This window comes from Phocaeicola acetigenes, assembly GCF_027529745.1.
GTDB classification, from domain to species: domain Bacteria; phylum Bacteroidota; class Bacteroidia; order Bacteroidales; family Bacteroidaceae; genus Phocaeicola; species Phocaeicola acetigenes.
The window spans coordinates 40,838-55,627 of record NZ_JAPZVM010000012.1; the positions used below are offsets into that span (position 1 = coordinate 40,838).

Genomic DNA, 14,790 nt, shown 5'->3' on the forward strand with positions numbered 1-14,790 from the left:
CTAGTCACGTAAGCCAACGATACAAGTATCGTGAGCCTTCGATACTTGTCGCGTAAACCGGAGGTTATACAAGCCGGACAGACCGGTTATTTTTGCCCATTCAGCCCCCACCGGCAACCCTCTCTTTTTCCCAAAGAGCGGGTTACCGGTTTTTATTTATATCTTTGCAGGAAATTATATAATATCAACCATGGGATTATTCATCAAGAAAAGTATAGAAGCACTGCAAGCAGAAGCAGAACAATCGGGTAGCAAAAGTCTGAAAAGAGTGTTAGGCCCCATCAGCTTAATAGCCTTAGGGGTAGGAGTCATTATCGGAGCCGGACTGTTCTCCATTACAGGAACAGTAGCAGCCGGATATACCGGTCCTGCCATCACTCTGTCGTTTATCATTGCCGCAATCGGCTGTTGCTTTGCCGGACTGTGTTATGCCGAGTTTGCCTCCATGATACCCGTAGCAGGAAGTGCGTACACTTACTCGTATGCTACCATGGGAGAACTCATTGCCTGGATTATAGGCTGGGACCTCGTACTGGAGTATACTGTAGCCGCCACCACGGTCAGTATCAGCTGGAGCCGGTACATGGTGTTCTTCCTGAACAGCATCGGTATCGAACTGCCACATGCCTTTACAGCCTGTCCGTGGGACGGCGGAATTGTCAACATTCCGGCTATTCTCATTGTAATAGCCATGAGCCTCATCCTGATGCGCGGTACAGCAGGCAGTTCTTTCGTAAACGGTCTGATTGTATTTCTGAAAATAGCAGTCATTCTGGTATTTGTCATTTTAGGCTGGCAGTTTATCCGTACAGAAAACTACATACCTTATATTCCTGAAAATACGGGAGCTCTGGGCGAATACGGCCTGTCGGGTATCTTGCGCGGAGCCGCCATCGTATTCTTTGCCTTTTTGGGATTTGATGCGGTAAGTACCGCCGCACAGGAGACCAGAAATCCCCGTCGCAACATGCCTATCGGTATTCTGATGTCGTTACTGGTATGTACCATCCTGTACATTCTGTTTGCCCACGTAATGACGGGAGTAGCACACTATTCCGAATTCAGCGGTCAAGAAGGAATCGCCCCCGTGGCAGTAGCCATCGAACACATGGGTACTCCCGGTGCCGACGGTGTCATTGTACCCGCCTACCCCTGGCTGAACAAAGCCATCGTACTCGCTATCCTTTTCGGGTATTGCTCCGTGATTATGGTCACCCTGCTCGGACAAAGCCGTGTATTCCTGAGCATGAGCCACGACGGCCTGCTTCCTCCTTTCTTCTCACGCATCAATGAGAAATACCATACTCCCGTACACAGCAATTTCCTGTTTATGGTGGTAGTAGGTCTGCTGGCTGGATTTATACCGGCCGAAGTAGCAGGCGAAATGACCAGTATCGGTACCCTGCTGGCCTTTACTCTGGTATGTGCAGCCGTACTGATAGTACGGAAAACCATGCCCGACGCACACCGTGCCTTCAAGACTCCGTTTGTCCCAGTTATTCCTATCCTGGGAATTCTGACCTGTCTCTGCATGATGTGTTTCCTTCCGGCCGATACATGGATCCGTCTGGTACTTTGGATGCTGATTGGACTGGATATCTACTCGGTATATGGTATCAGACACAGTAAACTGGAGCCCAATCTGCGACACCGCAAAGGAGACATGGTACTGAACATCATGGGACTGATTCTCTCGGTATTATGCGTCATCACCGGACTTTGGCATCAGCAGACAGTAGGCTGGAATGCAGACCAGACACTACTTATCATTTCGTTTGTCTTTGCCTTCACCCATTGCGCATACTACATGTGGAGAATGTGGAAACATTCGCATAAATAAAAGCAAGAGTCCTGTTCTTTTGCCTTGCATCTATTAAAAGAAGTTATAAATGAGGATACAGGACAAAAAAACAGAAGATTATACCAGTTTTAAGTCTTAAAAAAACTGTTATTTTACAACCATTTAAATAATCATGGATAAGAATATACTATTTGTTGCCATTCAAGCCGCAGTAAAGGCCGGCAAGAAAATAAAAAACGTTTACGACGATCCGAATGCGGATTTTGAGATAGAGAAAAAAGCAGACAATTCACCTTTGACGATTGCAGACCGCAAGGCGCACGAAGTAATTGCTTCTACACTGGCAGACACACCCTATCCTATACTCAGCGAAGAAGGAAAGAAAATCCCGGTAGAAGAACGGCAAAGCTGGAATGAATTATGGATTGTCGATCCGCTGGACGGAACAAAAGAGTTTATCAAACGCAACGGAGAATTTACTGTAAATATAGCTTACGTAAGAAAGGGGATACCCGAAGCGGGAGTCATTTATGTACCGGAAAAACAGGTACTTTACTTTGCCGACTATGCGGAAGGAGCCTTCAAAATAAACAACGTGACAGAGGAAAATCTTCCTGCCAGCTTCGACGAACTGGCAGCCTGCGCACACCGTCTGCCCTATCCTCAAGAGCCTGACCATACATTTATGGTAGTGGCTTCACGGTCTCACCTGACAGAAGAAACCGAAAAATACATTGCAGAGATGAAAGAAAAACATGGTCACGTAGAAACCGTTTCCATAGGAAGTTCTCTGAAACTCTGTCTGATAGCCGAGGGAAAAGCCGATGTATATCCACGCTTTGCCCCGACTATGGAATGGGATACTGCTGCCGGACATGCCATCGTACGTGCTGCAGGAAAAGAAGTGTATCAGGCGGGCAGCCTTCTCCCCTTGCAATACAATAAAACCGACTTACTGAACCCCTGGTTCATAGCAGAATAAAACCGACCATGACATTTGAAATAATTATTGTACTTCTTACACTGATAGCCATGCTGGCTGCACTGGTTATGGACAAGATGCGTCCGGGAATGATTCTGTTCTCGGCAGTAGTGGTCTTCCTCTGTACCGGTATCCTTACCCCCAAGGAAATGCTGGAGGGATTCAGCAACAAAGGAATGATTACGGTAGCCATGCTGTTTCTGGTCAGTGAAGGAATCCGGCAAAGCGGGGCCTTGACACAATTCATCAAGAAACTGCTGCCTCAAAAGCAGACCACCGTATTCAAGGCACAATTACGTCTGTTGCCAAGTATTGCCTTTATTTCGGCTTTTCTCAACAACACTCCGGTAGTTGTTATATTTGCCCCTATCATCAAGCGATGGGCCAACTATGTAAAACTGCCTGCGACTTATTTTCTGATTCCGCTTTCGTATGTCACCATTCTGGGAGGAATCTGTACACTGATAGGAACTTCCACCAATCTGGTCGTTCACAGTATGATTCAGGAAGCAGGTATGAAAGGATTCAGCATGTTCGAACTCGGAAAAGTCGGTATCTTCATTGCCATTGCAGGTATCATTTATCTTTTTCTGTTTTCCCACAAACTGCTTCCGGCAAACCGTCCGGACAATACCGCCATTGAAGACGAAGAAAATTCTTCTCTCCACCCGGTAGAAGCCGTATTGGGAGCACGCTTTCCCGGTATCAACAAACGGGTGAGCGACTTCGACTTCAAACGTCATTACGGAGCCGAAGTGAAAGAACTTCGCCGCAACGGTCATACATATACCAATTTGAACAATGTACGGTTCCGCGAAGGAGACACCCTGATTCTTCTGGCAGACGACAGCTTTATCCAGACATGGGGAGAATCTTCTGTCTTCATCATGCTTGCCAACGGAAAAGACCACGAACCGGCTCAAAAGAAAAAACGATGGTTTGCCCTGATTCTGCTGCTTATTATGATTATAGGTGCTACCATCGGCGAATTGCCAGCCATACAGAAACTGTTGCCGGAAGGCATCAGACTGGATATGTTCTTCTTCGTCTCAGTCACCACAGTGCTGATGGCATGGACCAAAATTTTTCCTCCGCGCAAATATACCAAATACATTTCGTGGGATATCCTGATTACCATTGCCTGTGCATTTGCCATCAGTAAAGCGATGGAAAACTCTGGAGTAGCCGACCTGCTTGCCGGTTACATCATCGGACTGAGCCACAATTACGGTCCTTACGTACTGTTGGCCGCCATGTTCATCATTACCAATATCTTTACCGAACTGATTACCAATAATGCTGCGGCTGCTTTGTCGTTTCCGCTGGCTCTGTCGCTTTCGCAACAGCTGGGAGTCAGTCCGATGCCTTTCTTTGTAGTAATCTGCATGGCAGCATCGGCCAGTTTCTCTACGCCGATTGGCTATCAGACCAACCTGATTGTACAGGGTATCGGTAACTACAAGTTCACCGATTTCGTACGTATCGGTTTACCTCTGAATATCATTACATTTCTGATTTCCGTATTTGTAATACCTCAAATATGGGAATTCTAAACAATTATAAAGTTTATGGAAGAAACAACTCATATTTATCCTATATTCGACAAAATGCTGGGACGCTCCGACAAAGAGCAGTTGCTAAACCAGAGGGGAGTCATGATCTGGTTCACCGGACTTAGTGGTTCCGGAAAAAGTACTCTTGCCATTGCCATGGAACGGGAGTTGCAGAAACGGGGACTGTTGTGCCGCATTCTCGACGGCGACAACATACGCAGCGGAATCAACAACAACCTGGGCTTTTCTGAAGCAGACCGTATGGAAAACATACGCCGCATCGCCGAAATAGGTAAGCTGTTTGTCGACACAGGTATCATCACTCTGGCCGCTTTCATCAGTCCGAACAACGACATGCGTGAAATGGCAGCAAACATCATCGGCAAACAAGATTTTATGGAAATATACATCAGTACTCCACTCGAGGAATGCGAGCGGCGCGATGTAAAAGGCCTGTATGCCAAGGCCAGAAGAGGAGAAATAAAAAACTTTACAGGTATTTCGGCTCCATTTGAAGTACCGGCTCATCCGGCTCTTTCGCTCGATACCTCCAAATTGTCGGTAGAAGAATCGGTAAACAAGCTGTTGGAACTGATTTTGCCGAAAGTAAAACTTTAAGTTCAAGCCTCATCACTGAATAAACAAGAAACTAAAAAAACTTAATACAAACATGAAAGAAGAATATCGTTTAAGCCACCTGAAAGAACTCGAAGCAGAATCGATTCACATTATCAGAGAGGTGGCTGCCGAATTTGAAAATCCGGTCATGCTATACAGCATCGGAAAAGACTCGTCGGTGATGGTACGTCTGGCCGAAAAAGCTTTTGCACCGGGAAAAGTTCCATTTCCGCTGATGCATATCGACTCGAAATGGAAATTCAAGGAAATGATTCAATTCCGCGATGACTATGCAAAAAAATATGGCTGGAACCTGATTGTAGAAAGCAATATGGAAGCTTTCAAGGCAGGAGTAGGACCGTTTACTCATGGCAGTAAGGTACATACCGACCTGATGAAAACACAGGCACTGCTTCATGCACTCGACAAATATAAATTTGATGCAGCTTTCGGTGGCGCACGCCGCGACGAAGAGAAATCACGTGCCAAAGAGCGTATTTTCTCTTTCCGTAACGAATTCCATCAGTGGGATCCTAAAAACCAGCGTCCGGAATTGTGGGATATCTACAATGCACGTATCCGTAAGGGAGAAAGCATCCGCGTGTTCCCGCTCAGCAACTGGACCGAACTGGATATCTGGCAGTATATCCGTCTGGAAAATATTCCTATCGTTCCTTTGTATTTTGCCAAAGAACGTCCGGTAGTAAACATCGACGGACAGCTTATCATGCCGGACGATGACCGTCTGCCGGAAAAATACCGCGACAAGATAGAAATGAAAAAGATACGCTTCCGTACCCTGGGATGCTGGCCGCTGACCGGAGCCATCGAAAGTGAAGCCGACACAATTGAGAAAATTGTAGAGGAAATGATGACTACTACCAAGAGTGAGCGTACAACCCGCGTCATCGACTTCGACCAGGAGGCAAGTATGGAACAAAAGAAGCGGGAAGGATACTTTTAAGTTTGCAGGACAGCAATTTCTGACGCATCAGAAAACAAAGCCAATAACTGTAAACAGAAGGATTCAACAAACTTAAATTTAGAAATGAATGGAACAAATAGATAAAACTTTATCTGGAAACCCGATGGAAGGAGAAACCAGAGGCTCAATGTCAATTGAAGAATATCTGAATCGGGACGAACAAAAAGACCTGCTGCGCTTTCTTACAGCCGGTTCGGTAGACGACGGAAAGTCAACACTTATCGGACGTTTGCTTTTCGACAGTAAAAAGCTCTACGAAGATCAGCTCGACGCACTGGAACGCGACAGCAAACGTATGGGAAATGCTGGTGAACACATCGACTATGCCTTGTTGCTGGACGGACTGAAAGCGGAACGTGAACAAGGTATCACCATTGATGTGGCTTACCGATACTTTTCTACCAACAACCGCAAATTCATCATTGCCGACACCCCGGGACACGAACAGTATACCCGTAACATGATTACCGGAGGTTCTACTGCCAATCTGGCCATCATTCTGGTCGATGCACGTACCGGTGTCATTACACAAACCCGCCGCCATACCTATCTGGTATCGCTGCTGGGTATCAAACACGTGGTATTGGCAGTCAATAAGATGGACTTGGTAGACTTTTCAAAAGAAGTGTTCGACAAGATTGTAGCCGACTATCGCAAGTTCATCGAACCGTTGGGAATCCCCGACGTACAGTGTATTCCGCTTTCGGCACTCGACGGCGACAATGTAGTGGAGAAATCGGACCGTACTCCCTGGTACGACGGAGTTTCTTTGCTGGAATACCTCGAAACCGTACACATCGGAAACGACCACAACCTGAACGATTTCCGCTATCCGGTACAATATGTACTCCGCCCTAACCTCGACTTCAGAGGATTCTGCGGTAAAGTAGCTTCGGGAGTAGTCCGCAAAGGTGACGAAGTTGTTGCCTTGCCATCAGGAAAACGTTCACATATCAAGAGCATTGTTACCTACGAAGGAGAAATAGACTATGCATTCCCTCCGATGTCGGTTACCCTTACCCTGGAAGACGAAATCGACGTATCAAGAGGAGAAATGCTGGTACACCCTGATAATATGCCTATGATAGGACGCAACTTCGAAGCCATGTTGGTATGGATGGACGAAGAAAAGATGGATTTGGAAAAATCATTCTTCCTGAAACAGACTACCAACACCAGCCGTACTCGCATAGACCACATCAAGTACAAGGTAGATATCAACACCATGGAACACCTGTCTGTGGAAAACGGACGTCTAAAAGAGGAAGAGGTTCCCATGCAGTTGAACCAGATTGCACGTGTGGTACTGACTTCTTCGAAAGAATTGTTCTTCGATGCATACAACCGTAATAAAGCGACAGGAGCCTTTATCCTTATCGACCCGATTACAAACAATACCAGTGCCGTAGGTATGATTATAGACCGTGTGGAAGACAAGGATATGCACCAGAGCATGCAACTTCCGGTACTCGATCTTCCGAAACTGGGTATTGCCCCGGAACATTACGAAGCTGTAGACAAGGCTGTCAAGGCTCTGGCTCAGCAGGGTATTGCCATCGAGGTAAAGCATTAATTTTTTAAGTTTTTGAGTTTATGAATTCAGTCGTATATACTGAAAATCAAAAAACTTAAGAACTCAAAAACTTAAGAACTCAAAAACTTAAGAACTTAAAAACTTAAGAACTTAAAAACTCAAACCCATGGGATTACTTGAATTTAGCAAATTACCAATCAATACACTTGTAGGAGCCGACTGGAAAACTTTCAACCAGATTACGCAGGGCCGACAGATTGATGCCGCATACAAGGGAAAATACCGTCTTACCAAAGCAGTATGTCGCCTGTTGTCTGTACTGAAGCCACTACAAGACAGCCGCTACGAAAAACTGCTGGCTCAGAAACCTCTGGAACACGACCCGGTCTTCATTTTAGGACACTGGCGTAGCGGAACGACCTTTATGCACAATGTATTTTCGTGCGACAAACATTTCGGCTACAACACTACCTATCAGACGGTTTTCCCGCACCTGATGATGTGGGGCCAACCTTTCTTCAAGAAAAATATGAGTTGGCTGATGCCGGACAAACGTCCGACAGACAACATGGAACTGGCCGTAGACCTGCCGCAAGAGGAAGAGTTTGCCCTGGCCAACATGATGCCTTATACTTACTACAACTTCTGGTTCCTGCCTAAACACATGCAGGAATATGCAGACAAATACCTGCTGTTCGATGACATCAGTGATGAAGAACTGAAGGTGTTTGAAGAAGTATTCACCAAGCTGATTAAAATATCACTCTGGAATACACAGGGAACTCAGTTTCTGAGCAAGAACCCTCCTCACACCGGACGTGTGAAAGAGCTGGTCAAGATGTTCCCGAACGCCAAGTTCATCTACCTGATACGTAATCCGTACACCGTATTCGAGTCGACACGCAGTTTCTTTACCAATACAATCCAGCCGCTGAAGCTTCAGGATATCAGCAACGAAGAACTGCAGGAAAACATTCTGTCGGTTTACGCCAAGTTGTACCACAAGTATGAAGCCGACAAACACTTCATCCCAGAAGGAAACTTGGTAGAAGTAAAATTTGAAGACTACGAAACCAATGCCTTCGATCTGACACAGGAAATCTATCAAAAGCTTTCCATTCCAGGTTTCGACGAGGCACGAAAAGACATCGAAGCTTACGTGAACAAGAAAAAAGGCTACAAGAAAAACAAATACCAGTACAAGCCCGAAACCGTGGAACTGGTAGAAAAGCATTGGTCGTTTGCACTCGACCAGTGGGGATACAAGCTCTAAAACAAAGGCTTACAGTATCGAGATAACCAATATTCCCGTTTTCCTCCGCAATGGATGGAAAGCGGGAATATTTATATATGAAAGCCATTGCAATATATACCTGAAATATCTTCTATCAGGATGCCATTTATAGAATAAGCCACTTTTTCTTACAGGTCCAGTCTCAGCAACTCTTCTCCCTGTGCATTCAAGACCGTCAGGCTCATCCGGCCGGCTTTCTTCCGGAGCACCATAACCGTAGCCTCATCAAGTTTATACCCGCCACCAATGACAACCGGATACGTGTTTCCTTCCTTGCTGCCGGCAGGATAATAGGCAAAACGATGGGTATGTGCATTAAGACTCACGTCGAACGGCGCCTTTTTCAACAATTTCTCCCATGCATCACGACAAGGATTGAAATCCGAATCCAGTCCATAGACAGGAATATGATGCATCAACACATGTCTCTTCGCCTTCTTAAAAGGTTTAGAACTCAATTCCTCTTTCAAAAAATCAGCTTGTTCTGCACGTAACCCCGAAAAATCATTCAGTCCATAATACACCCAATGCGTATCAGGCTTATCTTCTCCACAGTCGAGAGTAACAAAACGGGTATCTCCCCAGCTGAAAGCATTGTATGTCTTGTCGTTCACATAATCGAACAGATTACGTAACCCGATGGAGTACGCATTTCTGATTTCATGGTTTCCCCGGATAAAGAAAGCAGGTACAGAACTGGCACCAACGGTTTCAGTCAGCTCCGTCAGATAGCGGGTAGCCTGCTCGTGAGTAGCAGGATCATCAATACAGTCGCCATTGAATACTACAAAATCGTAGTCAATATCCTTCACCTGGCTGTAAAGCGCCTGCAATGTATTCGACTGCTGGTGAAGGTCATTAAAAATCAAAGCAGTAAACTCATCCTCTCCAGCATCCGGAAGCGTAAAAGAATAGAAATCCGAACGGGCTGTCTCCCCGAACTCCTTCTTATACCCCTCATACAGCAAAATTTCCTGTGAGCAGACCCGATAATAATACGTTTGCCCCGGCTTCAAGTCGGAGAGACGTATCTTGTTTTGCAGTCCGTTGCATATCACTTGTCCGTCTACAAGAGTACGGGCACGCTGCAGATTCTCTTTATCCGTTCCATATTCCACCCAACTATAGGTAGGAACGGTAGTCTGCCACATAATGGTAATCCCATTTCCTGTAGGATTCTGCAGATAAGGTTTCATCCGAAAGATCTTCTCGGCCGGCTGGGGCTGTTTCTTCAGTTCACTTGTTGCTTCGACCGAAGTCTGAGCCGAAAAAGCATAGACCGGTATGGCTCCGATACCTATCCAGCAAAGAAGAACTGCACAATGGAAAATAGTTCGAATTGTCATGATAGAATGTGTCTAATAGTATTTTATTTTGTTTTTCATTTTCGTATTACAGCAGCAAAGATAAAAAATAAGCGGCAAAAACGGAGAAAGAAAGTCGGTCTGCTGAAAAAGCGTATCCATTTTGTATATTTATTCTATTAACAAGTATTAATCCCCCTATTTTAAGTGCAATATTGCATAATTACACATTTATACGTATCTTTGCGCGCATTTTATGAATTAGGATAACAATATACAAATGAAATCAATCAGCAAAACTCCTTCCCCCCTTGTATCTCTTATTCCTATCCTGATACTGGTAGGAATGCTATTTGCAACCATAAAGACTTTCGGAAGCGATGCCTTAAACGGAGGCAGCCAGCTTTCGCTGCTTGTCACCACCGCTTCGTGTATCTTGATAGGAATGGTCTTCTACCGCATTCCATGGAAGAACTACGAAAAAGCAATTACAGACAACATTACCGGAGTAGCTACATCCATTATCATCCTGCTCATCATCGGTGCCCTTAGCGGTATCTGGATGCTCAGCGGTATAGTACCCACGCTTATTTATTATGGAATGCAGATTATTCATCCCAGTTTCTTCCTTGCATCAACCTGCCTCATCTGTATTCTGGTTTCTCTGATGACCGGAAGCTCATGGACTACCATCGCCACCATCGGTATCGCCCTGTTGGGTATCGGCAAGGCGCAAGGATTTAACGAGAGTTGGATTGCAGGTGCCATTATTTCGGGAGCTTATTTTGGCGACAAGGTGTCTCCTCTGTCCGAAACAACCATTCTGGCAGCCTCGGTGACTGAAACACCTCTCTTCCGCCACATCCGCTACATGATGATCACCACTATTCCCTCCATCGTCATTGCACTGATTCTCTTTGCCATATTAGGATTTTCAACCGATACACATTCCGTTCAGCATATTCAGGAAGTTGCACTTCATCTGGAACAACGGTTCACCATCACCCCCTGGCTGCTGATTGTTCCACTGGTCACTGCCATCCTGATTGCCCGTAAAGTTCCGTCTATCATCACCCTCTCTATCTCTACCATTCTGGCCTGCATTGCAGCTGCTATTTTCCAGCCCGAGGTATTGCGTGAAGTAGCCGGAGAAGAAAGCCTCTTTAAAGGAATGATGATGGGATGCTATGGCAGCACCAGCCTGTCTACCGCAAGTCCGGCACTCAGTGAACTGGTTGCTACCCGCGGTATGGCCGGTATGATGAATACCGTATGGCTGATACTGTGTGCCATGTGCTTTGGAGGTGCACTCACTGCCAGTGGTATGCTGAAGAGTCTGATGAATGTATTTATCCGTTTCATGAAAACCCGTGTAAGCCTTGTTTCGTCTACTGTCTGCTCGGGCCTGTTTATGAATCTGGCCACTGCCGATCAGTACATCAGTATCATTCTCACCGGTAATATGTTCGGTGAGGTATATCGAAAAGAAGGTTACGACAGCAGCTTGCTGAGCCGTACTACTGAAGATGCCGTAACCGTGACCTCTCCGCTTATCCCCTGGAATACATGCGGAATGACACAGGCTACCATCCTGAATGTTCCTACACTGGCTTATCTTCCTTATTGCTTCTTCAACCTGCTGAGTCCGCTGATGAGTATTTTCATTGCAGCTATCGGGTATAAGATTGCCCGCCGCCCCAAAGCTGAAATTCATCCGGCAAAAGTGGAAGAACTGGCTGCATAATACATTTCAAAAAAAGGAAACATTCTGCAAACTATTTCCATAAACAGTCTGCATGGTATACACAAGCCAGTATTCCGTTTCCAGAACTTTTGTCCGGCAGTGATCCGACTGCCGAACAGAGGCAGTACAGCCCTCTTTCGGAATCCGGTAAATTTCCAGCGACCACACATGCAGATTACAAGATAAAAAAAGGCAAGATTCTTGATTAATAACGAATTTTGTCTATTTTTGCATATAGATTGAAGGAGGTACACCATGACGGATGAAAAATTAACGCAGGAGCAAGCCGACGAAAAGCAAATCAATGCAGCCTTTCAGGAACTTTTAGACCGATACTTGGAAAGCAGACATCGCAAAAAGGTAGAGATAATCACCAAAGCTTTCAATTTTGCCAAACAAGCACACAAGGGTGTCAGACGACGCTCGGGTGAGCCTTATATTTTGCACCCTATTGCCGTAGCCCGTATTGCCTGTGTGGAAATAGGCTTAGGCTCTACGTCGATATGTTCTGCCCTCCTGCACGATGTGGTAGAAGATACCGACTATACCGTAGAAGATATCGAAAACCTGTTTGGCCCCAAAATAGCCCAGATTGTAGACGGACTGACTAAAATATCCGGAGGAATTTTTGGTGACCGTGCATCGGCTCAGGCAGAAAACTTCAAGAAGTTGCTGCTTACCATGAACGATGACATCCGGGTGATTCTTATCAAGATAGCCGACCGCCTGCACAACATGCGTACATTGGGCTCCATGCTTCCGAGCAAACAATACAAAATTGCCGGAGAAACACTCTACATCTATGCACCTCTTGCCAACCGTCTGGGACTGAACCGTATCAAAACAGAACTGGAAGACCTTAGCTTCAAATACGAACATCCGGAAACCTATAAAGAAATACAAGATAAACTGGAAGCGACTCAAGCAGAACGGGACAGTCTGTTTGAAGAGTTTACAGCTCCCATCCGTACCCAATTGGACAAGATGGGTATTCCGTACCGGATTTTAGCACGCATCAAGTCGCCGTATTCTATATGGAACAAGATGCAGACCAAGCATATTACCTTTGAAGAGATATACGATATTCTGGCAGTACGTATCATCTTTACTCCCCGCAACGAGGAAGAAGAACTGAACGACTGCTTTGATATCTATGTGGCCATCTCGAAAATATACAAGCCTCATCCCGACCGTCTGCGCGACTGGGTAAGCCATCCGAAAGCCAACGGATATCAGGCTTTGCACGTCACACTGATGAGTAATAAAGGGCAGTGGATTGAAGTACAAATCCGCAGCGAGCGCATGGACGATGTAGCAGAGCAGGGATTTGCTGCACACTGGAAATACAAAGAAGGTGGAGGCAGCGAGGATGAAGGCGAACTGAACAAATGGCTGAAAACCATTAAGGAAATACTGGACGATCCGCAACCGGATGCATTGGATTTCCTTGACACAATCAAAATGAATCTCTTCGCTTCAGAGATATTTGTCTTTACTCCAAAGGGAGAAATCAAGACCATGCCACAAAACTGTACGGCTCTTGATTTTGCCTTTTCTATCCATACATTCTTGGGTAGTCACTGTATCGGTGCCAAGGTTAATCATAAACTGGTACCGCTGAGCCATAAATTACAGAGTGGTGACCAGGTGGAAATCCTTACTTCCAAATCACAAAAAGTACAGGCCTCGTGGATAAACTTTGCTACTACAGCCAAAGCAAAAACCAAAATTCAGGCTATTTTAAAGCGTGAACGGAAAGAACAGCAATTACAGGGAGAAGAAATGCTGCACGATTTCTTCAAGCAGGAAAATATTCCAGCTACAGAAGAAAATATCAAGAAACTCTGTATGCTGCATCACCTGAAATCGCCCGAAGAGCTGAAGCAACAAATCGGACAGAAGGTCATCATCCTGGGAGAAGCAGACCGCAATGAACTGAAAGAAAAACCGAGTCCTACCAACTGGAAAAAATATATATCGTTTGCATTTGGAAACATCCGTCCAAAGAACGAAACCAAGCCGGAAAAAGCACCGGAACCGCTTAACGTAGACAAGAAGAAAATTCTGAAAATTACTCCGGATGGTATTCAGAAGAACTATATCCTTGCCGACTGCTGCAAACCGATTCCGGGAGATGACGTATTGGGCTATATCGATGACAACAACCGTATCGTGATACACAAACGGCAGTGCCCCATTGCCACCCAACTGAAAACGAGCTTCGGCAACCGCCTGCTGGCTGTAGAATGGGATACAGGAAAGGCACTGGACTTCCCGGTGAACATCTATGTAAAGGGTATCGACGGTATCGGAGTGCTGAATAAGGTAACACAAATTATCTCACAGCAGCTCAATGTAAATATCCGCAAACTGAACATCGAATCTACTGATGGTATCTTTGAAGGACGTATCCAACTCTTCGTACACGATGTAGATGATGTGAATGCTATTTGCAAGAATCTCAAGAGTGTAGAGAACATCAAGAGGGTTACCCGCATCGAAAGTTTCGATGATGTAATTGCAGACTAAAACAGTATAAATAAAGGCTTTCCTTCCTCACGAAGAAAAGCCTTTATTATATAGTAAAATGGAATACTTTAAATTTCCTGCACTTATTTAAGTGAGATAATCCAACTCCCGTTTCATACTGAGTAATTCTTCCCTTACCCGTTTCAGCCGGTCCACTATCTCTGCTGTACTCACCACACTCTCCCTATTCTGCTTCAGGCGCTGCTTGGCACCGGCCAGTGTCATTCCCTTTTCCTTCACCAGATGATACACCAGTCTGACATTCTCGATATCCGCCTGTGTGTACTGACGGATATTCCCCCCAGCTTTTTTAGGAGAAAGAAAAGGAAATTCTTTTTCCCAATAACGCAGCAAAGATTCGTTTACTCCGAACATCTTTGCCACCTCTGTAATGGAATAATACAGTTTCAGTTTCTTTTCTGTCTTCAATGCCATAATCACGTATC

10 protein-coding genes and 1 pseudogene are annotated in these 14,790 nt (G+C 45.4%); 9 read left to right on the forward strand and 2 right to left on the reverse strand.

Features of this window, described 5'->3' with window-relative positions:
• The first annotated feature begins 190 nt into the window (after positions 1–190).
• The 7 genes from O6P32_RS12075 to O6P32_RS12105 all read left to right on the forward strand — a co-directional run bounded on the left by O6P32_RS12075 (position 191) and on the right by O6P32_RS12105 (position 8,746).
• A complete protein-coding gene (locus tag O6P32_RS12075) occupies positions 191–1,840 on the forward strand; it encodes an amino acid permease (protein WP_269878766.1) in 1,650 nt (549 codons plus the stop codon).
• Positions 1,841–1,973: 133 nt separating this feature from the next.
• Positions 1,974–2,783 carry a 3'(2'),5'-bisphosphate nucleotidase CysQ gene (gene cysQ / locus O6P32_RS12080; protein ID WP_269878767.1) on the forward strand — a complete coding sequence of 270 codons (810 nt, stop codon included), beginning with the start codon at positions 1,974–1,976 and terminating at the stop codon, positions 2,781–2,783.
• 8 nt (positions 2,784–2,791) lie between these two features.
• Positions 2,792–4,336 (forward strand): SLC13 family permease, encoded by a 1,545-nt coding sequence (locus tag O6P32_RS12085; RefSeq protein ID WP_269878768.1) that lies wholly within the window; start codon positions 2,792–2,794, stop codon positions 4,334–4,336.
• Between the two features lie 15 nt (positions 4,337–4,351).
• Positions 4,352–4,954: an adenylyl-sulfate kinase gene (gene cysC / locus O6P32_RS12090; RefSeq protein WP_269878769.1), complete on the forward strand. Its 603-nt coding sequence runs from the start codon at positions 4,352–4,354 to the stop codon at positions 4,952–4,954.
• 52 nt (positions 4,955–5,006) lie between these two features.
• Positions 5,007–5,918 (forward strand): sulfate adenylyltransferase subunit CysD, encoded by a 912-nt coding sequence (gene cysD / locus O6P32_RS12095; protein ID WP_178266173.1) that lies wholly within the window; start codon positions 5,007–5,009, stop codon positions 5,916–5,918.
• A 148-nt stretch (positions 5,919–6,066) separates the two neighbouring features.
• Positions 6,067–7,512, forward strand: a complete 1,446-nt coding sequence (gene cysN, locus O6P32_RS12100) for a sulfate adenylyltransferase subunit CysN (RefSeq protein ID WP_408636074.1) — start codon at positions 6,067–6,069, stop codon at positions 7,510–7,512.
• 127 nt (positions 7,513–7,639) lie between these two features.
• Entirely contained in the window at positions 7,640–8,746 is a 1,107-nt protein-coding gene (locus tag O6P32_RS12105) for a sulfotransferase family protein (protein WP_178266171.1), read from the forward strand.
• Positions 8,747–8,895: 149 nt separating this feature from the next.
• Here O6P32_RS12105 and O6P32_RS12110 read toward each other — a convergent pair.
• Positions 8,896–9,987 (reverse strand): annotated as a pseudogene (locus O6P32_RS12110) (metallophosphoesterase); the annotation flags it as partial.
• A 373-nt stretch (positions 9,988–10,360) separates the two neighbouring features.
• Here O6P32_RS12110 and O6P32_RS12115 point away from each other — a divergent pair.
• On the forward strand, positions 10,361–11,815 hold the full coding sequence (locus tag O6P32_RS12115) for a Na+/H+ antiporter NhaC family protein (protein WP_269878821.1): 1,455 nt from the start codon (positions 10,361–10,363) through the stop codon (positions 11,813–11,815).
• Between the two features lie 255 nt (positions 11,816–12,070).
• Positions 12,071–14,344: a RelA/SpoT family protein gene (locus tag O6P32_RS12120; RefSeq protein ID WP_269878772.1), complete on the forward strand. Its 2,274-nt coding sequence runs from the start codon at positions 12,071–12,073 to the stop codon at positions 14,342–14,344.
• Between the two features lie 87 nt (positions 14,345–14,431).
• Here the strand turns inward: O6P32_RS12120 and O6P32_RS12125 are convergent, their stop codons facing one another.
• Complete coding sequence (locus tag O6P32_RS12125) at positions 14,432–14,779, reverse strand: MerR family transcriptional regulator (RefSeq protein WP_178266168.1); 348 nt, start codon at positions 14,777–14,779, stop codon at positions 14,432–14,434.
• Positions 14,780–14,790 lie beyond the last annotated feature (11 nt).

What these genes read in the sequence shown, in the direction of transcription:
- O6P32_RS12075 (WP_269878766.1), top strand. Translation starts at nt 191, where the DNA reads ATGGGATTATTCATCAAGAAAAGTATAGAAGCACTGCAAGCAGAAGCA.
- cysQ (WP_269878767.1), top strand. Translation starts at nt 1,974, where the DNA reads ATGGATAAGAATATACTATTTGTTGCCATTCAAGCCGCAGTAAAGGCC.
- O6P32_RS12085 (WP_269878768.1), top strand. Translation starts at nt 2,792, where the DNA reads ATGACATTTGAAATAATTATTGTACTTCTTACACTGATAGCCATGCTG.
- cysC (WP_269878769.1), top strand. Translation starts at nt 4,352, where the DNA reads ATGGAAGAAACAACTCATATTTATCCTATATTCGACAAAATGCTGGGA.
- cysD (WP_178266173.1), top strand. Translation starts at nt 5,007, where the DNA reads ATGAAAGAAGAATATCGTTTAAGCCACCTGAAAGAACTCGAAGCAGAA.
- cysN (WP_408636074.1), top strand. Translation starts at nt 6,067, where the DNA reads ATGTCAATTGAAGAATATCTGAATCGGGACGAACAAAAAGACCTGCTG.
- O6P32_RS12105 (WP_178266171.1), top strand. Translation starts at nt 7,640, where the DNA reads ATGGGATTACTTGAATTTAGCAAATTACCAATCAATACACTTGTAGGA.
- O6P32_RS12120 (WP_269878772.1), top strand. Translation starts at nt 12,071, where the DNA reads ATGACGGATGAAAAATTAACGCAGGAGCAAGCCGACGAAAAGCAAATC.
- O6P32_RS12125 (WP_178266168.1), bottom strand. Translation starts at nt 14,779, where the DNA reads ATGGCATTGAAGACAGAAAAGAAACTGAAACTGTATTATTCCATTACA.